The sequence below is a fragment of the Burkholderia sp. WP9 genome, assembly GCF_900104795.1.
In the GTDB taxonomy this organism is placed as follows: domain Bacteria; phylum Pseudomonadota; class Gammaproteobacteria; order Burkholderiales; family Burkholderiaceae; genus Paraburkholderia.
On record NZ_FNTG01000001.1, the window covers coordinates 3,391,843 to 3,417,114 of the forward strand.

20 protein-coding genes and 2 pseudogenes are annotated in these 25,272 nt (G+C 63.8%); 19 read left to right on the forward strand and 3 right to left on the reverse strand.

The window, feature by feature from the left end:
- The first annotated feature begins 314 nt into the window (after window positions 1–314).
- The 14 genes from BLW71_RS15100 to BLW71_RS15170 all read left to right on the forward strand — a co-directional run bounded on the left by BLW71_RS15100 (window position 315) and on the right by BLW71_RS15170 (window position 17,726).
- Window positions 315–1,889: a sugar ABC transporter ATP-binding protein gene (locus BLW71_RS15100; protein WP_286162056.1), complete on the forward strand. Its 1,575-nt coding sequence runs from the start codon at window positions 315–317 to the stop codon at window positions 1,887–1,889.
- A 55-nt stretch (window positions 1,890–1,944) separates the two neighbouring features.
- Window positions 1,945–2,916, forward strand: coding sequence for an ABC transporter permease (locus tag BLW71_RS15105; protein WP_091800883.1), 972 nt, complete (start codon window positions 1,945–1,947; stop codon window positions 2,914–2,916).
- Window positions 2,917–2,946: 30 nt separating this feature from the next.
- Entirely contained in the window at window positions 2,947–3,906 is a 960-nt protein-coding gene (locus BLW71_RS15110; RefSeq protein ID WP_091797167.1) for an ABC transporter permease, read from the forward strand.
- A 674-nt stretch (window positions 3,907–4,580) separates the two neighbouring features.
- Window positions 4,581–5,351, forward strand: a complete 771-nt coding sequence (locus BLW71_RS15120) for a ferredoxin--NADP reductase (protein ID WP_091797169.1) — start codon at window positions 4,581–4,583, stop codon at window positions 5,349–5,351.
- A gap of 445 nt (window positions 5,352–5,796) precedes the next feature.
- Entirely contained in the window at window positions 5,797–6,657 is an 861-nt protein-coding gene (locus tag BLW71_RS15125) for a sensor histidine kinase (RefSeq protein ID WP_091797172.1), read from the forward strand.
- 10 nt (window positions 6,658–6,667) lie between these two features.
- The gene (gene rqpR / locus BLW71_RS15130) at window positions 6,668–7,324 is read left to right on the forward strand and encodes a response regulator transcription factor RqpR (RefSeq protein ID WP_091800886.1); all 657 of its coding nucleotides are present in this window, start codon (window positions 6,668–6,670) and stop codon (window positions 7,322–7,324) included.
- Between the two features lie 295 nt (window positions 7,325–7,619).
- Window positions 7,620–9,011, forward strand: coding sequence for a branched-chain amino acid transporter BcaP (gene bcaP, locus BLW71_RS15135; protein ID WP_091797174.1), 1,392 nt, complete (start codon window positions 7,620–7,622; stop codon window positions 9,009–9,011).
- A gap of 1,026 nt (window positions 9,012–10,037) precedes the next feature.
- On the forward strand, window positions 10,038–10,562 hold the full coding sequence (locus BLW71_RS15140; protein WP_091797176.1) for a (2Fe-2S)-binding protein: 525 nt from the start codon (window positions 10,038–10,040) through the stop codon (window positions 10,560–10,562).
- Window positions 10,563–10,572: 10 nt separating this feature from the next.
- Entirely contained in the window at window positions 10,573–12,954 is a 2,382-nt protein-coding gene (locus tag BLW71_RS15145; RefSeq protein WP_091797178.1) for a xanthine dehydrogenase family protein molybdopterin-binding subunit, read from the forward strand.
- 22 nt (window positions 12,955–12,976) lie between these two features.
- Window positions 12,977–13,774 (forward strand): FAD binding domain-containing protein, encoded by a 798-nt coding sequence (locus BLW71_RS15150; RefSeq protein WP_091797181.1) that lies wholly within the window; start codon window positions 12,977–12,979, stop codon window positions 13,772–13,774.
- A gap of 199 nt (window positions 13,775–13,973) precedes the next feature.
- Window positions 13,974–14,861, forward strand: coding sequence for an AAA family ATPase (locus BLW71_RS15155; protein ID WP_091797183.1), 888 nt, complete (start codon window positions 13,974–13,976; stop codon window positions 14,859–14,861).
- 5 nt (window positions 14,862–14,866) lie between these two features.
- Window positions 14,867–16,144 (forward strand): vWA domain-containing protein, encoded by a 1,278-nt coding sequence (locus BLW71_RS15160; protein WP_091797185.1) that lies wholly within the window; start codon window positions 14,867–14,869, stop codon window positions 16,142–16,144.
- On the forward strand, window positions 16,135–16,731 hold the full coding sequence (locus tag BLW71_RS15165; RefSeq protein WP_091797187.1) for an SRPBCC family protein: 597 nt from the start codon (window positions 16,135–16,137) through the stop codon (window positions 16,729–16,731). The genes BLW71_RS15160 and BLW71_RS15165 overlap by 10 nt, the downstream gene beginning before the upstream one ends.
- Window positions 16,704–17,726 (forward strand): XdhC family protein, encoded by a 1,023-nt coding sequence (locus BLW71_RS15170; RefSeq protein ID WP_091797189.1) that lies wholly within the window; start codon window positions 16,704–16,706, stop codon window positions 17,724–17,726. Before BLW71_RS15165 ends, BLW71_RS15170 begins: the two co-directional genes overlap by 28 nt.
- Window positions 17,727–17,812: 86 nt before the next feature.
- Here the strand turns inward: BLW71_RS15170 and BLW71_RS15175 are convergent, their stop codons facing one another.
- Complete coding sequence (locus BLW71_RS15175) at window positions 17,813–18,553, reverse strand: PepSY-associated TM helix domain-containing protein (protein ID WP_091797191.1); 741 nt, start codon at window positions 18,551–18,553, stop codon at window positions 17,813–17,815.
- A 326-nt stretch (window positions 18,554–18,879) separates the two neighbouring features.
- Here BLW71_RS15175 and BLW71_RS15180 point away from each other — a divergent pair, with 326 nt between their 5' ends.
- Window positions 18,880–20,781: a DUF3857 domain-containing transglutaminase family protein gene (locus tag BLW71_RS15180; protein WP_091797193.1), complete on the forward strand. Its 1,902-nt coding sequence runs from the start codon at window positions 18,880–18,882 to the stop codon at window positions 20,779–20,781.
- 42 nt (window positions 20,782–20,823) lie between these two features.
- On the opposite strand, the gene BLW71_RS15185 is transcribed toward BLW71_RS15180, so the two are convergent.
- Window positions 20,824–21,852 (reverse strand): serine/threonine protein kinase, encoded by a 1,029-nt coding sequence (locus tag BLW71_RS15185; RefSeq protein ID WP_091800889.1) that lies wholly within the window; start codon window positions 21,850–21,852, stop codon window positions 20,824–20,826.
- Window positions 21,853–21,956: 104 nt separating this feature from the next.
- A complete protein-coding gene (locus BLW71_RS15190) occupies window positions 21,957–22,169 on the reverse strand; it encodes a hypothetical protein (protein ID WP_007179664.1) in 213 nt (70 codons plus the stop codon).
- A 421-nt stretch (window positions 22,170–22,590) separates the two neighbouring features.
- On the opposite strand from BLW71_RS15190, the pseudogene BLW71_RS42930 reads away from it, so the two are divergent.
- The 4 genes and pseudogenes from BLW71_RS42930 to BLW71_RS15205 all read left to right on the forward strand — a co-directional run.
- A pseudogene (locus BLW71_RS42930) lies at window positions 22,591–22,800 on the forward strand (efflux RND transporter permease subunit); the annotation flags it as partial.
- Between the two features lie 112 nt (window positions 22,801–22,912).
- A pseudogene (locus BLW71_RS42935) lies at window positions 22,913–23,435 on the forward strand (efflux RND transporter permease subunit); the annotation flags it as partial.
- A 104-nt stretch (window positions 23,436–23,539) separates the two neighbouring features.
- Window positions 23,540–24,763, forward strand: coding sequence for an MFS transporter (locus tag BLW71_RS15200; RefSeq protein WP_177205090.1), 1,224 nt, complete (start codon window positions 23,540–23,542; stop codon window positions 24,761–24,763).
- Between the two features lie 268 nt (window positions 24,764–25,031).
- Entirely contained in the window at window positions 25,032–25,217 is a 186-nt protein-coding gene (locus tag BLW71_RS15205) for a hypothetical protein (protein ID WP_091797197.1), read from the forward strand.
- The last annotated feature ends 55 nt before the right edge of the window (window positions 25,218–25,272 follow it).

Consider the following 25,272-nt stretch of genomic DNA (forward strand, 5'->3'; position numbering starts at 1 on the left):
GGCATCGGGATCGAGGGACTACCTCGTAGGACGTCACCGCCCCGAATCTGTCTCCTCGGGGGGCGGGCGACGGGAAGGGTTCGGAGCGACGCGTTCGTGGCAGCACGAGCCGTCGCTTCGCTTTTATGCGGCGTACCATGGTTCGACGCCACGACCCGCATAAGAGCCCGAACGAAGGGCCGCACCGGCCCGCACGTGCACGGCATGGCGCGCACGCGGCAAATCAAGGCAGCACCCGCATCAGGAGGACATCCGTGACGGAATCCGGCAAAGAGACGCCACACTCCCCCCTTACCCGTTCGCCGCTGCTCGAGATGCAGGACATCGGCATCAGCTTCGGCGGCGTGCCCGCATTGCGCGGCGCCAACCTGAGCGTCGCCGCCGGCGAAGTGCATGCGCTGATCGGTCAGAACGGCGCGGGCAAATCGACCATGATCAAGATCCTGACAGGCGCCTATCGGCGCGGCTCGGGCAGCGTGCGCTTCGAAGGCCGCGAGGTCGATTTCCGCACGCCCAAAGAGGCGCGCGAAGCCGGCATCAGCACGATCTATCAGGAGATCAATCTGGTGCCGTTCCGCTCGGTGGCGGAGAACATTTTTCTCGGCCGTGAGCCGCGCCGTTTCGGCCTGATCGACTGGCGCGCGGTGCAGCAACGCGCCGCCGCGCTGCTCGAATCGTTCGGCTTGCAGATCGATGTGAAGAAACCGGTCGGCCGCTATTCGACCGCGATCCAGCAGATGGTGGCGCTCGCACGCGCGGTGTCGTCGGACGCGAAGATGGTCATCATGGATGAGTCCACCTCGTCGCTCGACGAACGCGAAGTGGAGTTGCTGTTCACGGTGGTGCGCAAGCTGCGCGACGACGGCCGCGCGGTGATCTTCGTGTCGCATCGGCTCGACGAACTGTACGCGCTGTGCGACCGTGTCACCGTCATGCGCGACGGCCAGACGGTCGCACAAAGCACGATGGCCGAGATGGACAAACTGCAACTCGTCACGACGATGCTCGGCCGCACACTCGCCGCCGTCGTGCAGGACGACACCGCTGCACGCGAAGCGAACCTCGCGCGGCGCGGCAAGCAGATGATCGCGGCAACGCATCTGAGCGCGCATCCGAAGGTGAGCGACGTCTCGCTCGAAGTTCACGCCGGCGAGGCAGTGGGTCTCGCGGGCCTGCTCGGTTCGGGCCGCACGGAAACCATGCGGCTGATGTTCGGCGCCGATCCGCTGGAGCAAGGGTCGCTCGCGATCGGCGGTGAAAGCGTGGCGCTGAAATCTCCGCAGGACGCGATCTCGCGTGGCCTCGCCTATCTCACCGAAGACCGCAAGGCCGAAGGCATCGTCCCCGAACTCTCCGTGCGCGACAACCTCACGCTCGTCTGTCTGCGCACGCTGGCGAAAAACGGCGTGGTCGACGTGAAGAAACAGCAGGCGATCGTCGATCGCTTCATCGCGTCGCTCGGTATCAAGCTGCGTTCGCCGGATCAGCCGATACGCGAACTGTCCGGCGGCAATCAGCAGAAGGTGCTGCTGGCGCGCTGGCTAGCCGCCGAGCCGTCGCTGTTGCTGCTCGACGAACCGACGCGCGGTATCGACGTGGGCGCCAAAGCGGACGTGGCGAAGATCGTGCGCGAATTGCGCGACGCGGGTCTCGCCGTGCTGCTGTCCGCCTCCGAGCTCGAAGAGCTGACCGCCGTGGCCGATCGCGCGGTGGTGATTCGCGACGGCCGCACGGTCGCCGAACTGAACGGCGCCGACATGAGCGAGACCGCGATCATGGACGCCATTGCCTACGGCAGCGACGGCCATTCGCAACTGGCCGAAGCCGCGCAAACGGCAAACGCCGCACATATCGAAGACGCGTTGGAGGGCGACCGTCATGGCGCTTAAGTTGCACACCGAAACGTTGCATACCGAGCCGCGGCTCGGCGAAACCGCCCAGCAGATGACGGCCGCGCCGCGCGCCACACCGGCCACGAGCGTGCGTAAATGGCGCCACCTCGCCATGCAGCGCGAAGTCATCGTCCTGCTCGCGATGGTGCTTTTCAATCTGTTCTTCACGCCGCACTTCTGGTCGCTGCAAACCTTCAACGTCAACATGACGCAGGTGGTGACGATCGTGATCGTCGGCATCGGCATGACGCTGGTGGTGGCGACTGGCGGCATCGATCTGTCGGTCGGCGCGTCGATGGCGATCTCCGGCGCGCTGGCGCCAATGCTGTTCCTGAACATTGCCGGCCCCACTGGCATTGCGCTCGCGTTCGTGCTGCCGGTGCTGGCCGCCGCGTTGTGCGGCGTCTTCAATGGCTTCCTCGTGACGCGGTTATCCGTCCAGCCGATTGTCGCGACGCTGGTGCTGTTCATCGCCGGACGCGGCATCGCGCAGGTCGTCACCGACGGCAGCCTGCAGGCGTTCAGTACGCCCGCCTTCCAATGGATTGCGCTCGGCAAGGTCGCGGGCGTGCCGTTCCAGGTGCTGCTGATGCTGGCGCTGGTCGCCGTGTTCGTGTGGGTCGTGCGCAAGACGCTGTTCGGCCAGTATCTGCTGATTACCGGCGGCAACGAAAAGGCCGCTTATCTGTGCGGCGTGCCGACCGCCACCGTGAAGCTGATCGCCTACACGCTGTGCGCGGCGCTCGCGGGGCTGGCGGGGCTGATCTCGATCTCGGTGAATTCGTCCTCCGATGCCAACGTGGTCGGCCTCGGCGTCGAACTCGACGCGATCGCGGCGGTGGCCGTCGGCGGCACGGCGTTGACGGGCGGCAAGGCGTATATCGGCGGCACGCTGATCGGCGCGCTGATCATCCAGTTGCTGCGCTATACGCTGCTCGCGCACGGCATTCCCGACGCGGCGGCGCTGGTGGTCAAGGCCGGCATTATCGTCGCCGCCGTTTATGTGCAGCGGCGCTCGCGCTAACGCGGCAGAGACATTCCCGGACTCGATACGATGAAAAAGAATCTTCCTATCCTGCTCGCGCTGGCCGCCCTCGTGATCTTCGGCCTCGTGCGCTACGAGCATTTCGGCTCGGCGTACAACATCACGTCGTTCTGGCGCTACAACTCGATGTTCGCGCTGATCTCGGTGGGCATGGCGTTCGTGATCATCACCGGCGGCATTGATCTGTCGGTGGGGACGGTGGCCGCGCTGGCAAGCGTCGTTGCCGCGCTGACCAGCGTGTACGGCGGCTGGGTCGCCGTGCTGGCGGGCTGCGCCGCGGGACTCACGGTCGGCGTGCTGAACGGACTGATCATCACGCGCCTGAAAATCCTGCCGTTCATCGTCACGCTCGCGACGAGCCTCGGTGCGCACGGCGTCGCGCTGCTGCTCGGCAAGAACGATGCGGTGTCGATTTCCGCCGACTCGAACTTCGGCAACTTCGGTCAGGGCGATCTGTTCGGGCTACCGATTCCGGGCATCGTCGCCGTGGCGGCGGCGCTGGCCGGCTGGCTCGCGCTGCGCAGCACGCGCTTCGGGCGGCATTCGCTGGCGATCGGCGGCAGCGAGGAAGCCGCGCGGCTCATGGGCCTGAACGTCGACCGCACGCTGGTGATGGCCTATGCGGTGAGCGGCCTGCTCGCCGGCATGGCGGGCGTGATCCTCGCCGCCCAATTCGGCGCGGGACAACCCAACGAAGGCGTTGGCTGGGAGCTGTTCGCGATCTCGGCTGTCGTGCTCGGTGGCACGTTGCTCACGGGCGGCGAAGGCTCGATTGCGATGACGATTGCCGGCGTATTGCTGCTCGGCCTGGTGTTCAACCTGCTGAACTTCGAAAACGGGCTGGGTTTCATCAGCTTGTCGGCGTACTGGCAGTCCGTGATTCGGGGCGTGTTCCTGCTGCTCGTGATCGTGTTGCAGGCTCGTGTGCTGAAGCAACGCGGGAAAAAACGGGTCGCGGCGCCGGCGTGAGCCGCGCATTCACGGGGGTCGCGCTGATCGATACGGAGCGAAGGGCGGCGGTTCAGGTTTGCTGCCGCTCGCGCCTACTTTGAGCGTTTCGGAGTAATCAAATCGGCACATGCAGAAAGCCTTATTCCAATTTGGATTCAGACGTATCTATCGACGATTTACCCCTCTTTGTGTACCAACCCTGACAAGGTCGGCGCGGATCGGATGAAAACACCGCCGCGCGCACACCGTACGTCTCGCCGCCAGCCATCCGCGCACCGTTCGCCCCGCTCTTGCCAGTTTTATCAGCAGGGTCAATGCTGCAGCGCATGGCGGGTTTCGGTATCATCCTGAAAATGTTGCCCGCGCGGCGCGCCTATCCGGCGCATGCCGGACAGCCGATGGCGCCGCCATGCGCGGTTTTTTCGCCCATCGCCGTACCTTGCCGAAGCGCGGCCGCAGCCCTGCCAACGTACTTCGCGGCGCCCGGTTTTACCGACAACCGGCGCCGACGCTTCCGGGTCCGGTCACCCGCTTGACCACGCTCAACCGCCGCGCCGCAGCCTTCCGGCAGCGGGCGCGGTAAAATAGCGGTTTGCGCGTGATTCCCATATGGGTTAGCGCAGCATCGCCCTTGCCGTGCCGGCCGGCTCAAAACGACTGGCCGCCTTTGTTTTCGCACTATCCAAGAAGCCATGAGCAACCTGAATCCACAAACCGTCCTGAGCGTCCATCACTGGACCGATACGCTTTTCAGCTTCACCTGCACGCGCGATCCGTCGTTCCGTTTCGAAAACGGTCAGTTCACGATGGTGGGCCTCGAAGTCGACGGCAAGCCGCTGATCCGCGCCTACAGCCTCGCGAGTGCGAACTACGAAGAGCACCTCGAATTCCTGAGCATCAAGGTGCAGGACGGCCCGCTTACGTCACGTTTGCAGCATCTGAAGGTCGGTGACGAGGTTCTGATCGGCAAGAAGCCGGTCGGCACGCTGGTGGCCGACAACCTGCTGCCGGGCAAGACGCTGTGGCTGCTGTCCACCGGCACGGGCCTCGCGCCGTTCATGTCGATCATCAAGGATCCGGACATTTACGACCGCTACGAGCGCGTGGTGCTCACCCACACCTGCCGTTTCGTCGACGAACTGGCGTACAAGGAATACATCACGGACCACCTGCCGGCCCACGAGCACCTGGGCGAGCTGGTTCAGGAAAAGCTGCTGTACTACCCGACCGTCACGCGTGAAGCGTTCCAGAACCGCGGCCGGATCACCGAGCTGATCGAAACCGAAAAGCTGTTCGCCGACCTCGGCGTGCCGGGTTTCTCGCTCGAAAACGACCGGATCATGCTGTGCGGCAGCCCGCACATGCTGCGCGACACGCGCAAGCTGCTGGACGACCTGGGCTTCCAGGAAGGCAGCAACAACGCGCCGGGTCATTACGTGGTTGAAAAGGCCTTCGTCGGCTAAGTTACCTTCCACTGCGTTACGATTTTTGCGGCTCGCCCCGCAAAATCAGCGAAAAGGAGCCTTCGGGCTCCTTTTTTATTTTCACGTTACAAATCGGCGCCGACGATCTAACATTCGTTGTCAGTATTCTTCCTACAAAAGCAGTGTTGCGAATGATCAACCCATACTTGAAATCGGACCGCTAAGCCTTGCTGCAACTGCTTTTTTTCTTTTTATGAGATATCATCGCGGCGCATCATCAGTCGAATTGACGCGCCTACCATGGCCTAAGCGCCATGTTACTGAATGTAAATTTCGTTACGTCATACTGTTAGCGATTCGCCCGTTGCGTCCTGAGCGCGACGTCTTGCACCTGGAGGCCTGAGACCCGTATGCGTTCTTTCGTCTTCGCGCCGCCGATGCGCACCCGCTCCGCCGTCCGTACGGCTTTCTGAGAACGAAGGTCATGGATACGTCGACTGTCGTCCCGTTCGCCGCCCATCTTCCTGCGTCACCGGAACGTGAAGGGTTCGACGCGTCCGCTACACCGTCTACCTCGGTCGAACAGGAAATCGCACGGTTGCGCGCCCGGGTCAGAGAACTCTCGGCCGAACTCGTGCAGGCACAGGAAGCCGCTTGCCGCCACGTGGCGCGCGAGTTGCACGACGGCGTAGGCGCCGAACTGACGGCGACGCGTTTTGCGCTTGCCGGCGTCGAAACCTGGCTGCCCGCCGATGCACCGCCGCAATGTTCCGCCGCGCTCGCCGTGGCCAACCGCTCGCTCGACGCCGTGTGCGAAGCCAGCCGCCAGGCTGTCGCGGAACTGCATGCACCATCGCTCGAAGCGGGCATTGTCGGCGCGTTAGCGCACTGGACCGGCGATTTCGCCGCGCGCACGCAACTGCGCACGAGCTTCGTCTGCGCCGCCGACGTGCGCCTCACCCGCCTGCCCACCGACGCCGCGCTGGCCGTATTCCGCGTCGCGCAGGAAGCACTCAACAACATTGCCAAGCACGCGCGCGCCGAATCCGCAGACGTGCGGATCGAAACCAGCCGCCGTCACCTCACGCTGATCGTCGTCGACGACGGCAGCGGCATCACGCATAACGCCCGCAGCCGCCGCGGCCATTTCGGCCTGAGCAGCATGCAGGCGCGTTGCGCGGCCTTCGACGGCACGCTGCGCGTAAGCGCACGCCGTGCCGCTACGGAGCGCGGCGACAGCGGCAACGGTATGCCGTCGCGCGGCACCCTCGTTCGGGCGCGTTTTGCCTGGGACGCCATGCTGGCGGATGCGCCGCGCGCCCGGCGGCAGGCGCTGCAATCGTGAGCACGCCGTCATGAGCTTGCGCATTCTGCTCGTCGACGACCACGCCGTGGTGCGCCAGGGCGTCCGTCAGTTGCTGCTCGACCGCGGCGTGGCGCGCGACGTGACCGAAGCGCAAAGCGGCGCCGAAGCGCTCGACGCCGTCGCGCGATTCAGCTACGACGTGGTGCTGCTCGACATTTCGCTGCCCGACATGAACGGCGTCGAAGTGCTCAAGCGTATGAAGCGCAAAGCGCCGCGCGTGGCCGTGCTGATGTTCTCGATGTATCGCGAGGACCAATACGCCGTGCGCGCCCTGAAAGCAGGCGCCGCCGGCTACCTGTCGAAAACCGTCGACGCCGCGCAGATGATCGGCGCGATCCAGCAGGTCGCGGCAGGCCGCAAATACGTGAGCCCGGCGATGGCCGAGGCGCTCGCCGACTACGTTTCCTTCGACGGCGAACAGTTGCCGCACGAAAAGCTCTCGGACCGCGAATATCAGACGCTGTGCATGCTCGCCTCGGGCAAGCGCCTGACGGATATCGCCGTGGCGCTCTCACTGTCGGTGAAAACGGTCAGCGTGTACCGCACCCGCCTGCTCGAGAAGATGAAGCTGCGCAATAACGCCGAATTGACCTTCTACGTGATGAGCAACCGGCTCATCGATCTGAATCCCGCTATGGCGGGCTGACAGCCTCTTGCCGCCTGCATTGCTCAGTGCGCGCTGAATAGCTCGCACGCCCGCATGATGAGATTGCGAGAGAGCGATTCCTCCCGATTGGCAGAGCATCGAGCGAAAGCTTTGCGGCCAATGGCCGCGCAGCCGACGAACATGCCGCCCGAGCCCAGCCTGCCGGGAATTTTCAGCCCCGCGCCTATGACGCAAAATGCCCGTGCCGCAATGGGGCGCGGAACGTATCCGTTAAAATCGTGGGTTTCCCGACATTCGGCGCGCAACACGCGTGCACTACTGGAGACCCCCGCCAATGTCCCTGTTTCGCAAGAAGAGCGTCGAGCACATGATCGCCGCAAGTGCTCAGAACGCCGGCCTGAAGAAAGCGCTCGGCGCGCTCGATCTGACCTTCCTCGGGGTCGGCGCCATTATCGGCACCGGCATTTTCGTTCTGACCGGCACGGGCGCCGTGCAGGCCGGCCCGGCACTGATGATCTCGTTCCTGATCGCGGCGATCGCCTGCGGTTTCGCCGCGCTCGCCTACGCCGAATTCGCCTCGACGATTCCGGTGGCGGGGTCCATCTACACCTACTCGTATGCGACGCTCGGCGAACTGGCCGCGTGGATCATCGGCTGGGACTTGATGCTCGAATACGGGCTCGCCACCTCCGCGGTATCGGTGGGCTGGTCGGGTTATCTGCAATCTTTGCTGTCGGGCTTCGGCGTCTCGTTGCCGGTTGCGCTGACGGCGGCGCCGGGTGCATTGCCCGGCCACGATACGCTCTTCAACCTGCCCGCGTTCCTCGTGATGATGGCGATCACCGCGCTGTTGTCGGTAGGTGTGCGCGAGTCGGCGCGGATCAACAACGTCATGGTCGCGATCAAGGTGGTCGTGGTGTTGCTGGTGATCGGCGTGGGCGTATTTCACGTGACGCCGGCCAACTGGCATCCGTTCATGCCGAACGGCTGGAACGGCGTGTTCGGCGCGGCGGCGGTGATGTTCTTCGCGTTCATCGGATTCGACTCGGTGTCGTCCGCGGCGGAAGAGGTGAAGGATCCGAAGCGCGATCTGCCGATCGGGATCATCGCGTCGCTGGGCGTTTGTGCGGTGTTGTACGTGGCGGTGGCGGCTGTCGTCACCGGCATTGTGCCGTCGGCGCAGTTTGCGAATATTTCGCACCCGGTGTCGTATGCGTTGCAGGTGGCGGGTCAAAAGTGGGTCGCGGGGTTTATCGATCTCGGCGCCGTGCTGGGTATGTTGACCGTGATTCTCGTGATGGCTTATGGCCAGACTCGGGTCATTTTCGCCATGTCGCGCGATGGTTTGTTGCCTGCGCGGCTTTCGCGCGTGCATCCGCGGTTTGCTACGCCGTTTTTTACTACGTGGCTCGTCGGGATTTTCTTTGGGCTGATCGGGGCGCTGGTGCCGTTGAATGTGTTGGCTGAGCTGATCAATATCGGCACGTTGGCCGCGTTTTCGATGGTGTCGATTGCGGTTCTTGTTTTGCGGAAAACGCATCCTGAATTGCCGAGGGCGTTTCGGTGTCCTGGGGTGCCGGTTGTGCCGGTGCTGGCTGTTGCGTCCTGTCTGTTTTTGATGGTTAATCTTCAGGCTGTTACTTGGGTGGCTTTTGTTGTTTGGTTGCTCATCGGGTTGGTTATTTATTTTGGGTATTCGCGGAGGCATTCGAAGTTGAGCAAGTGATTGGGGTTCTTGCCTGTTTGGTGGGTTGTGGGTGGGTTCTTTCGGGTTTTGGCCTTTCCTTGTTTTGCTTGTGGTTTATTAGCGTTGCCCCTGTGCGCGGCGGCACTCACTTTCTTTGCTTGCCGCAAAGAAAGTAAGCAAAGAAAGCGGCTTTACACCGCCAGCCCATAAGCGGGTCCCCTGGCTTGGAGGAGGTAGTGGTGCATCTGGAATCAGTGCCCTCGCACATTCCGCCCCGGTGACAAGGCAGTCATCCTTCCGGCGGCGCTCCGCGCGCCGTCGCGGTACTTCAACAACCGCCAGATGGGGCGCGCGCCCGCGGCATTTCTCAGCGGTTGCCGTCTGTTGCGTCAGCGGTACTTGCCAAGCCGCTGAGCGCCTTTTTGCGTCGGCGGCACTTCTCGAAACGTTGAACGTCCGTTGCATCGGCGGCACGTCTCGAAACGTTCAGCGTCTTTTGCGCCGGTGGCACTCCTCAAACTGCTGGCCATTATTTGGGTCAGTAGCGCCTCTAAGACCACGGCCCATTAAGGCGTCTCGCCGAGGCGAAGCCGACGGCTCCCGCAATGCACAAACGCAGCCTCTTGAAGCGAACCGTTCCGTCGAGCGCGGAGCGCGAGGCGGGAAGTATGACGGCCTTGTCACTGACACCGAATGTGCGAGAGCACGGATTCCAGATGCACCACTACCTCCTCCAAGCCAGGGGACCCGCTTATGAGCTGGCGGTGTAAAGCCGCTTTCTTTGCTTACTTTCTTTGCGGCAAGCAAAGAAAGTGAGTGCCGCCCCGCACAGGGGCAACGCCAATAGACCACCAGGAATTCAAGGAAAGGCCAAAACCCCAAAGAACAAAGCCACAACCCGCCGAGCAAACAAAAAACCCCTCATAGCGCCCCAGCCCAATTTGTGCTTTACTTTTCGGCAGCCCCATAAAAAAACCGCAGCACCCTCATCGGACCCACGAACAGGCAGCTGAAGGCGAACAACAAAACGGAAGGTCCGGTCTCACCCCATAAGGAGACAACTTCATGGCGATCAGCATCAGTCTGACGGTGAATGGCGCGCCCATCAGCGCCTCAATCGACCCTAGCACCCTGCTAGTCCAGTTCCTTCGCGATCAACTCCGGCTCACCGGCACGCACGTCGGCTGCGATACGGCCCAGTGCGGCGCATGCACAGTCCATCTGAACGGACGCGCGATCAAAGCCTGCAACATCCTCGCAGTGCAAGCTGAAGGCGCGGAGATCACCACCATCGAAGGACTCGCCAAAGACGGCACGCTGCATCCCATGCAGGCAGCGTTCAAACACTGCCACGGCCTGCAATGCGGCTTCTGCACCCCCGGCATGGTGATGAGCGCGGTTTCGCTCGTGCAGCGCCAACCGAATCTCACCGGCGACGACGTGCGCGCCCAACTCGACGGCAATCTGTGCCGCTGTACGGGGTATCACAACATCGTCAAGGCAGTGCTCGAAGGCGCCGAGGGCATGAAGTCCGCCGGCACGGCCAACGCCGCCGCCAACGCGCAAGCCAACGCACCGGCCACCGCCTGAGGAGCCGACGATGAACGCACCCGAAACCCATCTGATCGGCGCTTCCGTCGAACGTAAGGAAGACTATCGGTTCCTGACCGGCAACGGCCAGTACACCGACGACATCGTCCTGCCCCAGCAAACCTACGCCGTGTTCCTGCGCTCGCCCTACGCGCACGCGAAGATCAACAGCATCGATACCGCCGCGGCCAAACAGTCGCCCGGCGTGGTCGCGATCTTCACCGGCGCGGACATGGCGGCCGACAACGTCGGCGGCCTGCCATGCGGCTGGCTGATTCACAGCACCGACGGCAAACCGATGAACGAGCCACCACATCCGATCATCGCGCATACGAAAGTGCGTCACGTCGGCGACCAGGTCGCACTCGTGATCGCCGATTCGATCAAGGCCGCGAAAGACGCCGCCGAATTGATCGAAGTCGACTACGACGTGCTGCCCGCCGTGGTGGACACCGCGCATGCAGCGGACGCCGGCCAGCCCACGGTTCACGACGAAGTCCCGGACAACGTCTGCTACAACTGGGGCCACGGCGACAAAGCCGCAACCGACGCCGCCTTCGCCAAAGCCGCGCACGTCACCACGCTCGACATCGTCAACAACCGGCTCATTCCGAACGCAATCGAACCGCGCGCGGTCAACGCGAGCTATTCGGTGCAGGACGACAGCTACACGCTCTACGTCGCGAATCAGAATCCGCACGTGGAGCGCCTGCTGATGGCCGCATTCGTGCTCTCGCTACCGGAATCGAAATTGCGTGTGATCGCGCCGGACGTGGGCGGCGGCTTCGGATCGAAGATCTTCCTGTATGCCGAAGACGTCGCGCTCACCTGGGCGTCGAAGAAAATCCGCCGTCCGGTCAAGTGGACGGCTGAGCGCTCGGAAGCGTTCGTCTCCGACGCGCACGGCCGCGATCACGTGACCAAAGCCGAACTGGCGCTGGACGCGGACGGCAGGTTCCTCGGCATGCGCATCCATACGACCGCCAACATGGGCGCGTATCTGTCCACGTTCGCGTCGAGCGTGCCGACCATTCTGTATGCGACGCTGCTCGCGGGTCAGTACACCACGCCCGCGATCTACGCGGAAGTGAAAGCGGTGTTTACCAACACCGTTCCCGTGGATGCCTATCGCGGCGCGGGCCGCCCCGAAGCGACATATGTCGTGGAGCGCCTCGTCGAAACCGCCGCGCGCGAAATGAAGCTCGATCCGGCGGAGATTCGCCGCCGCAATTTCATCCGCGAGTTTCCGTACGCGACGCCGGTCGGCCTCACTTACGACACCGGCGACTACGAGACGATTCTTGCGCGTTCGCTCGAACTCGCTGACGTCAAAGGCTTCGCCGCGCGCAAACAGGAATCCGAAAAGATCGGCAAGCTGCGCGGCCTCGGCTATTCGTGTTACATCGAAGCCTGCGGTCTCGCCCCGTCGAATGTCGCGGGCGCATTGGGCGCGCGGGCCGGGCTGTTCGAAGTCGGTCAGATTCGCGTCCATCCCACCGGTTCGGTCACCGTGTTCACAGGTTCGCATAGTCACGGGCAGGGACACGAGACGACCTTCGCGCAAGTGGTGGCCGACCGGCTCGGCATTGCGCTGGAAAGTGTCGAGATCGTCCACGGCGACACCGGCCGCATTCCGTTCGGCATGGGCACATACGGCTCGCGCTCGATCGCGGTCGGCGGCTCGGCAATCATGAAGGCGCTCGACAAGATCGAGACCAAAGCGAAGAAGATCGCCGCACACCTGCTCGAAGCCGCGGCGGAAGATATCGAGTTCAAGGACGGCGTATTCCGCGTCGCGGGCACGGATCGCACCAAGGCGTTTGCCGAGATTTCGCTCGCCGCGTACGTGCCGCACAACTATCCGCTCGACGTGCTCGAACCAGGCCTTGAAGAAAGCGCGTTCTACGATCCGACCAACTTCACCTATCCATCGGGCGCGTACATCTGCGAGATCGAAGTCGATCCGGAGACAGGCGTGTGCCGCATCCAGCAGTTCACCGCAGTGGACGACTTCGGCAACGTGATCAATCCGATGATCGTCGAAGGCCAGGTGCATGGCGGGCTCGCTCAGGGCATCGGCCAGGCGATGCTGGAGCGCTGCGTATACGACAACGAGAGCGGCCAGTTGCTGTCCGGCTCGTACATGGACTACGCAATGCCGCATGCGTCCGATCTGCCGAACTTTACCGTTGAAACCGCCAAGGGCACACCGTGCACGCACAATCCGCTCGGCGTGAAAGGCTGCGGCGAAGCGGGCGCGATCGGCTCACCGCCGGCGGTGATCAACGCGATCCTGGACGCGCTCGCGCCGCTCGGCGTGACCGACCTGCAAATGCCGGCGACGCCGCATCGCGTGTGGTCCGCGATTCACGCGGCCAAGCAACCCCATTGAGATCCTGAGCGGAGCATTCGACATGTATTCATTCGAGTATCAACGCGCGACGGATCCCAAAGCGGCCGCCGCCCTCCTCACCGCCGACAGCGACGCGAAGTTTCTGGCCGGCGGCCAAAGCCTGCTGCCCACCATGCGTCTGCGTCTCGCGCAGCCGTCACAATTGATCGACGTGACACGCATTCCCGCGCTCAAGTCGATCACTGTCGACGGAAAGACGGTGACGATCGGCGCCGCCGTATGCCATGCCGACGTCGCGGATCACGCGGAACTACGGCGCGTATCCCCGGCGCTCGCGGATCTCGCCGCGCATATCGGCGATCGCCAGGTGCGCGCGCTCGGCACGATAGGCGGCTCGCTCGCCAACAACGATCCGGCCGCCTGTTATCCGGCCGCTGCCATGGCGTTGGACGCGACGATCGTGACGGACCGACGGCGCATTGCGTCGAGCGATTTCTTCGTCGGCATGTATGAGACGGCGTTGGCGCCCGACGAGCTGATCGTCGCCGTGGAGTTTCCAGTGCCGGAGCGCGCGGCGTACGAGAAATTCCGTAATCCCGCTTCGCACTTCGCGTTGGTCGGCGTATTCGTCGCGAAGTTTGCGAGCGGTGTGCGCGTCGCGGTGACGGGCGCGGCGTCTTCGGTGTTTCGTGTGCCTGAACTGGAAAGCGCGCTGTCGGCGAACTTCACGCCCGAGGCTGCACGCGCGGTAACTGTGTCGGCCGCCGACCTGAATACCGACATGCACGCGAGCGCCGAATACCGCGCGCATCTGATTCCGGTGCTGGCCGCGCGCGCGGTGACGAAGGCGAACGCTTAGCTGTTCTTCGCTGCTCGCGGCTGACGTGCCTGCGCTCGCACGGGCACGTCAGCCGCATTCGCTCAGGTGCGCCGACGGCGCGTCGCGTCGCTTCGTTACTTCGCTTGATCGGCTTCGCTTCGGCGGCTTCGTTTTGTTGGCTTCGCTTCATCGGCCACGTTTCTCCAGCCACCCTTCCTTGCGCAGATTCAGGAACTCCATGCAGCCCGCTTCAATCGACGACACCCTCGCCCAACTCGCCGCCCAGAGCTATTTCGCCAGCCGCGAGCTGGCGACCGCGCTGTATCTCGCGCTGCGCATGGAACGGCCGTTGTTCGTCGAAGGCGAGCCGGGCGTCGGCAAGACCGAACTCGCCAAGGCAGCGGCGGGCATGCTCGGCACCTCGATGTTGCGGCTGCAATGTTATGAAGGTCTCGACACGGCGAGCGCGCTCTACGAATGGGACTATCCGCGGCAAATCATGGCGCTGCGTCTTGCCGAAGCCGCTGGCGAGCGTCCCGACAACGACACCCTGTATCGCGGCGAATTCCTGCTGAAGCGCCCGCTGCTGCAAGCGCTAATGCCCGATGAAAATCATCCCGGCGCACGGCGTGTATTGCTGATCGACGAGATCGACCGTGCCGACGAGCCGTTCGAAGCCTTTCTGCTGGAATTGCTTTCGGACTTCCAGGTATCGATTCCCGAATACGGCACGGTCCGCGCGGAGCAGCCGCCGCTCGTCGTGATGACCTCGAACCGCACGCGCGAAGTGCACGACGCGTTGAAGCGCCGTTGCCTGTATCAATGGATCGGCTATCCGGAGCGCGATCGTGAACTGGAGATCGTCGCCGCTCGCGCGCCGCAGACCTCGGCGGAATTGCAGCGGCGGGCGGTCGATTTCGTTCATCAGCTGCGCGGCATGGATCTGTTCAAGGCGCCCGGCATTGCCGAAACGATCGACTGGTGCCGCGCGTTGGAGGCGCTATCGGTCACCGAGCTCGATCCGCAATCCGTGCACAACACGCTTGGCGTGCTGCTCAAGTATCAGGACGATCTGGCGCGCGTCGATGCCGCGCAAATCGCGCAGTGTCTCGCCGCGCCTGGATAGCCAGCATGACGAACTCATTCGACGCAGGTAACAGCGGCGCCTCGGGCCATAGCACATCGCTCGACGACACACCCACGCTCGCGCGCAACGTTGTCCATTTTGTACGGCTGCTACGCGGCGCGGGCTTGCCGATGTCGCCCGCCCAAGCCGTCGACGCGCTCGCCGCGCTGCACTTGATCGATCTGGGCCGCCGCGACGATGTGCGCGCCGCGCTGGCCGCGTCACTGGTCTCGGCGCCGGATGAACGCGATCTGTTCAACGCCGCGTTCGACCTGTTCTGGCGCGATCCCGATTGGGAAGGCAAGCTGCGCGCGCTGCTTCTGCCGAAGGTGCGCGACGGTCTGCCGCCGCCCAAACGCAACAACCGTCTCGCCGACGCGCTGGCCGTGCGCGCGCCGCCGTCACCGCACAGCAAGGCGCCACAGGAAACCGAACAACACGAACTGTGTGCGCACGTCACCTTCAGCGCGGAAGAGCGCCTGCGTCATCGCGATTTCGACACGCTTTCCGCCGACGAATGGCGCACCTTGCGTCATCTGATTCGCGGCCAGCGTCTGCCGCTCGCGACCGAGCCGACGCGCCGCCTGAAAGCCGCTTCGCACGGCACGCATGCGGACTTGCGCGCGAGCGCCCGGCACGCCGTGCGCGCGGGCGGCGACTGGACGGTGTGGAAGTATCGCGCGGTGGTCGAGCGCAAACCGCCGCTCGTGTTGCTGCTCGACATCTCCGGCTCCATGAGCAGCTATTCGCGCGCGGTGCTGTATTTCTGCCATGCGCTCCTGCAGTCGCGCGAACGGCTGCAGGTGTTTCTGTTCGGCACGCGTCTCACCAACGCCACGCGCGCGCTGCGCGAGCGCGATCCCGATGTGGCGATTGCAACGCTCACCGAGCAGGTGGTCGACTGGTCCGGCGGCACGCGGATCGGCGCGGCGCTCGCCGAATTCAACCGCCGCTGGGCACGGCGCGTGCTGACCGGTCGTGCCACGGTGCTGCTCGTCACCGACGGCCTCGATCACGAAGCGATCGATGTGCTCGACACTGAGATGGCCCGTCTGCACCGCTTTGCACACCGTATTGTGTGGCTCAATCCGCTGCTGCGTTTCAGCGGCTTTTCTCCGAAGGCGCGCGGCGTACAGGCAATCCTGCCGTATGTCGACGCGCATCGTCCGGTTCATAATCTAGACAGCCTGACGGCGTTCGGCCGCGACCTCGCGCAACTCACGCGCGCGCCTCGTCGCAGCGCCGGCGTCAGAGCTGCCGCAGGAGCGACACCATGGAATTGACCGAAACCCATACGCTTCCCGTTTCGCAGCAACGCGCATGGGAAGCGCTGAACGACACGGAGATTCTGCGCGGCTGCATTCCCGGCTGCGAGAGCATCGATCCGGACGGTGAGAACGCCTACCTGGTGGCGCTGAGCGCCGCGGTCGGCCCGGTCAAGGCGCGTTTCAAGGGACGCATGCAACTCACCGACATCGAGGCGCCCGACTCGTACAGCATCGTGTTCGAAGGGCAGGGCGGCGCAGCGGGGTTTGCCAAGGGCAACGCGCACGTTTCGCTCGAAGCCGATGGCGAGGCCGTCACGAAGCTCACCTATACGGCGAGCGCACAGGTCGGCGGCAAGCTCGCGCAGATCGGCTCCCGGCTCGTCGACGGCGCGGCGCGTAAAATCGCGGGTGAATTCTTCAAGCGCTTTGGCGCGCGGCTAGGCGCCGACGGCGAAGGCACGGCGGCCCCGGACGGCGATGAAAATGCAGCCGATCAAACGGCGCCGCACAATACAGCATCGAATGAAGCCGCGGACGGCGAGTCCGGCGGCGACGCAACGAAAAGGAAGAAATCATGGACAGCGTGGATCTCGAAGTCCTGAAGTCCAGCGCACGTTGGCTGGAAGAAGGACATCGCGCGCTACTGGTCACGGTGGTGAAGACATGGGGCTCGTCGCCGCGTCCCGAGGGCGCGATGCTCGCAGTGCGCGACGATGGGCTGGTGGTCGGCTCGGTGTCGGGCGGCTGCATCGAAGACGATCTGATCGACCGCGTGCGGCAACGCGGTATCGAGCAGGTGCTGCCCGAAGCGGTCAAGTACGGCATCACCGCGGAGGAAGCGCACCGCTTCGGCCTGCCGTGCGGCGGCACGATCCAGTTGGTGCTCGAACCGTTAACGGCGCAAAGCGGCATTGCCGAACTGTGCAGCGCCGTGGAGAACGGCCGCCTCGTCGCCCGCGAAGTGACCATGGCGAGCGGCGCGGTGCGGCTGGAAAACGCGCAGGCAACGGACGGCGTGCATTTCGACGGCGAACGTCTGCTGACGATTCACGGCCCGCGTTACCGCATGCTGGTGATCGGCGCGGGGCAGTTGTCGCGCTATCTGTGCCATATCGCAGTCGGGCTCGATTATCAGGTCACCGTGTGCGACCCGCGTGAGGAATACACCGAGGAGTGGGACATCCCCGGCACGAAGATCGTGCGGACCATGCCCGACGATACGGTGATCGAGATGAAGCTCGACGAGCGCTGCGCGGTGATCGCGCTGACGCACGACCCGAAGCTCGACGATCTCGCGCTGATGGAAGCGTTGAAGACGCCGGCGTTTTACGTCGGCGCGTTGGGTTCACGCAGGAACAACCAGGCGCGGCGCGAACGCCTCAAGGAGTTCGATCTGAACGATACCGAGTTGGCCCGCTTGCATGGACCGGTGGGGATTTATATCGGCAGCAGAACGCCGCCCGAGATCGCGGTTTCGATTCTTGCCGAAGTGACGGCGGCCAAGAACGGTGTTTCTCTGCCCACCTTGCTCCAGGTCGAAGGCGCCAAGGCTGCGCGGGAGATTGCAGCTTCCGGCGGAACGGCGTGTAGCGTTTAACGGGAATCCTGTCTGCGCGCGGCGCTGCCTCCAGCCGCCGCTGCGCGTAGCCGCGCACAGCAACGCCGCGCGGCGCAACAACCCGCTTAGATCAAGCCGCAGACCACTGCGGCGATCACCGACCCGCCCACCAGCACGACGCCCACCACGCGGCGCTTGTTCAACTCGGTCCACAGCAGGACACCGGTCAGCGAAAGCAAAATCATGCTGCCGGCAATCGTGTCGATCAGCAGCACCCAGCCGACGCTCAGCCCCACGCCTTTGTGCAGGTTGTTCATCGTCGAGAGAAACGAGTTGTGCGTGCGTTTCACCGCGACGAAGCCGTTGCCCACCCAGTATTCGGCCTGCACGCTCTGTGCAGGTCCCATGATGCCGACTTGCCAGAACTCCGGCTGCATCGTGCTGCGATCGCCCCACGCCACCGGATGCGCCGGCTCGCGCCTGGTTCTGCCCGGCTTGCCGTCGATCTTCAGTTCGACTTTGAGCCACTTCGCCATCTCCATCGGCGAACGCAACGGTTCGTGCGGCACGGGAATCTGCATTTCTTCGACCTGCGGCTCACCCGACGACACCTTCAACGGGCCACCTCGGTGGTTCAGGAGGAACCCGGTCGCGCCGAACAGCAGACCCAGCACCGCGCCCCACAGACCGACCCAGCCATGCACCTTGCGCAGCCACTTGATGAAATTCGCGCGGCGCGAGCGCTGACGCCGCGCGGCCTGCTCGGCGTCGTCCATCAGATGATGGCCGCGTTGCGGCGTGTGAGCGGTGTATTGCGTGCCCTGACCAGCGGCGGGTTGCATATCGATTGATTCAGGCGCGTTCAAATCCAGGCTCCAGGCGCAGCAAGATGATCCGTCGCGGGCACGCGGCGACAAAGCGCCCGCTCACCGGCAGCGGTCAAAGAGGTGTCGAAAAGGAAGGACCGGACGACCCGGCTTGCGGGCCAAGGCTCCGGCCGAGAGGCTGGCTGGCAGTCACAGAGGAGAAATGTGACAGGAAGCTGGCGACGCCTTTTAATTGAGAATGGATATCATTACATAAACAGGGTATTTGCTCAATCCCAACGCGCGACATCCGCTTGACATTGGCGCGGCGCAAACCGACTCTAACTGGCGATCCCGTCAACGCCACGTTCGGATACCTGCCTGCCATGCGCCTCTCTTCTCTGGTCTGTCTTGCCTCTATCGGCTGGCTCGTCGGCATCCCCGGCGCGGGCGCGAGCGTCCAGGCGAGGCTGGACGATCCCTATACCAACGAAGGCGAGACGCAGACCTTCACCGTGAACGCCGACGGCTCCTACTCGAAGCTCGATTCGATGACGCTGCACGTGAATACCGAAGCGGGCGTCGCGCGGGTGGCGCAGCAATATGTCTGGTTCAACCGCAACATGGCGGACGTACAGATCCTGGAGGCCTACACGACCACCGCCGACGGCGTACGTCACGACGTGCAGCCTGAGCAGATCCGCGACGTGCAAGAAGCCCGCTCGTTCGACGCGCCGATGTTTCAGGACATCCAGGAAAAAGTGATCGTGTTTCCCGCGGTGGAGCCAGGCGCGCGCGTGCATCTCACCTATCGCAAGACGCAGAAGCAGCCGATCGTGCCCGGCGAATTCAGCGACTTCACACCGCCCGATCTCGCGCCAACTCTCAACTTCCGCCTGATCTACGATCTCCCGGCCGGCAAGCCGCTTTACGCGGACGCGCGCGGCTTCACCGTTGTACAACCCGTGACGCGCGACGGCCGCACGCGCTACGAATATCGCTACGACAGAGCCCATTTCAGCCGGCTGGAACGCGGCTCGGTTGCCTACGTGTCGTATGGCGACCGGCTGATGGTCTCGACCTTCCCGGACTATGCCGCGTTCGCCGCAACCTACCGCGAATCGGCGACGGACGCGGGCGCGCGAGACGCCGCCGTCGTGCGTCTCGCGCAGCAGCTCACCGCGCACGACCGCACGCCGCGCGACAAGGCCAAGACGCTGTATGACTGGGTGCGCCGCAATGTGCGCTACGTGGCGATCAACGTCGGACGCGGCGCGGTGGTGCCGCACAGCGCGAGCGCGGTGCTCGCGAACCGCTACGGCGATTGCAAGGATCACGTGGCGCTCTACGGCGCGCTGCTCGACGCGGCCGGCGTGCGCAACGAACCGGCCTTGATCAGCAACGGCACGATCTACACGCTGCCGAGCGTGCCGGGCTACGGCGTCATCAATCACGTCATCACGTGGCTGCCGGATTTGCAGCAATACGCGGACTCGACCGCAGCGAATGTCGAGTTCGGTTTCCTGCCGTCGTCCGATATGAACCGGCCGACCGTGCTCGTCGGCGAGGGCGTGCTCTCCCGTACGCCCGCCACCGCAACCATGACGCGCAGCACCGATCTATCGATCAAGGTCGAACCGGATGGCTCGGCGAGCTTCACCTACCGGCTGGAGGCGGCCGGCGCTTCCACCGAACAGACGCGCGCCATGTTGCGCACGCAGACGCCCGCGCAGCGCGAGGAGTCGATCCAGGCCGAATTGCGCGGCGCCAATCTGCGCGGCGCCGCCACGCTCACCACGAACGACCTCACCGTCGCCGACGGCCCGCTCATCATCACGATGAAAGGCACGCTGGAAAATCTCGTGGTGCCTGGCGCGGCGGCATCGATTCCGGCGCTGACGAGTCTCGCAGGCGGCTTCGCGGCGGATACGCGTTACTGGCTCGGCGAGCGCCAGCGCACGCAGCCGTTCGTTTGCCATAACCTGGCGTTGCATGAACGCGCGCGCATCGAGTTACCCGCCAATTTTCGCGTGCTCGACATGCCGGAAGCAAAACGCACCCAAGGCCGCTTTGTCGATTTCCAGTCGCAGTACACATTCGATCAGCCCAGCAACGTCGTCACGATGACGCGCGACGGCGCCACGCATTTCGATAGCGACGTCTGCACGCCCGACGACTTTGCGCAGATGCGCCCCGCGATCGAAGCAATCGGGCGCGACGTGCGGGCAGAAGTGATTGTCAGATCGACGCTGGTGGAGTCGTCGAGCGTTGCGTCGCAGGCGCCCTGAGCGCCCGCGACAGCTAGCGCATGCCATGAAGCGGCGCTGCGTTCAAACGGGCCAGAGCGGCCCTTCCTGCATCGCGCCGAGTTGCTCGCGCAACTCGAGGATGCGCTCTTCCCAGTAACGCTGCGTGTTGAACCACGGAAACGCCGCGGGGAATGCCGGGTCGTCCCAGCGTCGCGCGAGCCAGGCCTGATAGTGAATCAGCCGCAGCGTGCGCAACGCTTCGACCAGATAGAGTTCGCGCGGCTCGAAGTCACAGAAGTCTTCATAGCCGGCGAGCAGATCCGCCAGCGCGCGCGACGCTTCGGCGCGCTCACCCGGCAGCAACAGCCACAAATCCTGCACCGCCGGCCCCATGCGACTGTCGTCGAAGTCGACGAAATGCGGCCCCGCGTCGGTCCACAGCACATTGCTCGGATGGCAGTCGCCATGCATTCGCAACATGCGGATGTCGCCCGCTCGTTCGAACGCACGCTCGACACCTTCGAGCGCGAGATTCACCACGGTTTCCCACGCAGTGCGCACGTCGTCCGGCACGAAACGGTGGGCGAGCAGGAAGTCGCGCGGCTCGTAACCGAACGTGTTGATATCGAGCGTAGGTCGCTCGATATAGTTCTGCGTCTGGCCGACCGCATGAATGCGGCCGATGAACCGCCCGAGCCATTCGAGCGTGTCGGGCCGGTCGAGATCCGGCGCGCGGCCGCCGCGACGCTCGAAGATGGAGAAGCGAAAACCGTCGAAGGTATGCAGTGTGCGGCCCTCGAAAGCGCGCGCGGGCACGGCCGGAATCTCGCGCGCGGCGAGATCGGCAACAAAGGCATGTTCTTCGAGAATGGCGGCGTCGCTCCAGCGCTCGGGGCGGTAGAACTTCGCGACCACGGGCGGGCCGTCTTCCACGCCGACCTGGTACACGCGGTTCTCGTAGCTGTTGAGCGGCAGCATGCGACCGTCGGTGCGCACGCCGACCGTGCTGAGCACGCTGTCGAGCGCGTCGAGCACGATTTCCGGCTTGAGCCGGGCGAAAGGTACAGCGCTGCTAGCGCTGTCCTGTGGATCGAGGATGTCGTCGTTCATGCCCGCATTGTGCGCCGCGCCGCCGTCAAAGACGAGGGCGACAGCACACAACGCGGAACAGCTCGCGGCTTACAACTTGCACACGGCCTGCACTCAAACTGCCTTCAATGCATCTGCGCGCTCGACGGTCGCACCAGCTCGCCCGTATCGATCAGGTCTTCAAGGAAAAAGGGTTCAGTGTTCAGTTGCAGCGAAGCGCCGGGCTCGCCGGCATACCACGCCACCATGGCCATGTCGCCGAGAATGCGCATGACGATCCCGCGCGCGCCTTGCGGCACGGCGATATGCACCGATCGGACAATGGAACCGATTTGCATGATGTTTCCCCGTTTCTCCCATAGCCGGCTTTATGGTTTCCATGCCGGTCAAGGTGATGATAAAAGCGTCGCTCCGCCGATAACGTTGCGTACGCACCCAATCTGCTGCGCGTGATACGCGTGAGAGGTTCGAGTCATTGTTCCCGTTTTGCGGGGCCGGGGAAAGCGCGAACTCGAGGGTCTTTAGCCGTCGTTTCGCCCTATTCCCATTACGGCGCGACCGACCGATGATTCGGAGCGTAACGCGTCGCAACGAGACCATCATAAACCCTGCTGGGGTGAGATATCAAAATCGTGCACCAACTGGACCATTTGTTCGATCGGCCCGCCGAGCCAGCCGGCTCGGGCCACGGCGGCACACGTCACGCCCGCCACGCGCCGCTCCATATGGCGGCAGGTAGCGGCCGATCATGGTCGATAGGTATTCGTGCGCGCTTCGGTGCAAGGCGTGCTGCGCGAGGCGCTAATTGCAGCATGCCTGACAGGTCTGATGATTCTGCTGCTTCTCGGCAATTGGCGCGCCACGCCGATCATCACCGTGTCGATTCCGCTGTCGATGATCACGTCGATCATCGCGCTCTCCATGCTCGGCGAAACCATCAACATCACGACGCTCGGCGGCCTTGCGCTCGGTGCGCATTCTGGTGTTCCTCGCGTGTCGATACGCGCATCCGTCGGTTGATAGCGGCCGGCGAGTTGCGTTCGATCATCGACAACATCGGCTTGCCGGTTTCAGGCATCAAGACCGCACGCGTGCGCAGCAAGCCGGCTTCTCGCAACGGGAAGTCGCGAGCAATCTGCTGATCACGTTGTCCGGCAGCCAGCAAAGCACCCCGACGTTCTGGCTCAATCCGCGCAACGGCGGGAGCTATAACGTGATCATCGAAGCGCCGCAATACACGATCGATTCACTGCAATCGCTCGCGAACATTCCACTGACCGCGAACGGACGCAGCAATGGTCTCGGTTCGCTTGCCACCATGAAGCGCGAAGCGGGCAACGCGACGCTCACGCGCTACAACGCGCAGACCACCATCGATATTTTCGGCACCGCCGACGGCCGCGATCTCGGCGGCGTGTCCAACGACATCAGCAAGATCATCGACGACGTCAAGGCCAATCTGCAGAAGAGCTCGACCATCGAAGTGCGTGGTCAGGTGCAGACCGTGTATCGGCATCACGACCGCCAACTCGATTCTCGTCATCAGCTTCGCGCGCGAGCAGTTGCTCGAACACGGCGACGCGACGCGCACGGATTTTTCAGCGTATCCTTAACTCTTTTGTGTCAGCTGCATGCCTGAGGAGATTGTTTCGTGACTCCGCTTCCGGACTCTCCCCACACCTCTGCTTCGGCGGCTTCCGCTTCGTCCATTTCCTCAACCGCTTCCGCTTTGTCCGACATCCCCTACCTCGAACGCGGCACGCGCGCGTACTGGCGCGCCAGCATCGCGCTGCTGTTCGCCGGCTACGCGACCTTCTCGCTCCTTTATTGCGTGCAGCCCCTGCTGCCGTCGTTTTCGACGGCGTTCAACGTGACGCCGGCACAGAGCAGCCTGTCGCTTTCGCTGACCACGGCGGCGCTCGCGGTCGCCGTGTTCGCGGCCGGCTTCATTTCGGAAGCCTGGAGCCGTCACAAGTTGATGACGCTGTCGCTCACCCTTTCCGCGGTCGCGACTATCGGCGTGTCGATCGCGCCGCATTGGCATCAATTGCTCGTGCTGCGCACGCTCGAAGGTCTCGCGCTCGGCGGTGTGCCCGCCGTCGCGATGGCCTATCTCGCGGAAGAAGTGCACCCCGACGGTCTCGGCCTCGCAATGGGCCTCTACGTCGGCGGCACGGCGATTGGCGGGATGGCCGGGCGTGTGATTACCGGCGTCGTCGCGGATCTGTTTTCGTGGCGCGTCGCGATCGGCACGATCGGCGTACTCGGCCTTCTGTCGATGCTCGCGTTTCGCGCGCTGTTGCCGCCGTCGCGTCATTTCGTGCCGCGGCGCGGACTCGGCTTCACGCATCACCGAACCGCTCTCTTCAAGCAATTCGGGCGACCCGGCTTGCCTTTGCTGTTCCTGCTCGGCTTCGTGCTGATGGGCAGCTTCGTCACGCTCTACAACTACCTTGGTTACCGCTTGCTGGCACCGCCTTACCGGCTGGATCAGACGGAGATCGGCGCGATCTTCATCGTGTATCTGACGGGCGTGGTCGCCTCGCCGTGGTCGGGACGCATGGCCGACGCGTTCGGCCGCGCGCGCGTGCTCACCGGCAGCTTGCTAGTGATGGCGCTCGGTGTCGCGCTCACCATGCTGCATCCGCTGACGGCGATTGCGGCCGGCATCGCGTGTGTGACGTTCGGTTTTTTCGCCGGACACTCGGTGGCGAGCGGGTGGGTCGGACGTCTTGCCAAAGAGGCCAAAGGCCAGGCCGCCGCGCTGTATCTGCTCGCGTATTACATCGGTTCGAGCGTGGTCGGCTCGTATGGCGGCCACGTGTGGGCAAATTACGGATGGAACGGCGTCGTCGGATTGGTCGGCGCTCTGCTCGTCATCGGCCTCGTTGCAGCGGCACGTTTGCGCGCACACGAACAAGCTCGCGCATGACCGCTTGGTGACCCGACTCGCATTGAAAGACGCCGAAAAGTAAGGCCGTCGTAAGCAAACACTTCATTTTTTTGAGCGTATTTGCTGCGACGCGGCAATCGTCGCAGCCTAAGCGGCACAGGGTTCAGCGGCTTGCGAATAGCCGCTGCAGCGCCGCAAAGCATCGCTACGGCGACCTGACTGTCTCCTATACTCAAATCGAGCGTGGGCGGTGCATGACTCCATAAATCGAGCCGCCGTCTTCGCCGGTAATTATAAGGAGACGAGAATGACGACCTACTTCACGATCGGCGATTTCATCCTGGTCATTCCGATGGCGTTGGCCGGGGCTCTGTTTGTCGGTGCGCTTCCCTGCAAGACGGAATTCCGGCACAACGCGCTGCGCGTGCTTGGCGCGCTGCTCGGCGTGGTGTTCGCGGTCGTGCTGGTCGAAGGTTTGCCGGCACTCGTCTAGATGAAGAAAGCCGCCCGTGGGCGGCTTGACTGTTTCTATGGCGTGAACGACAAAG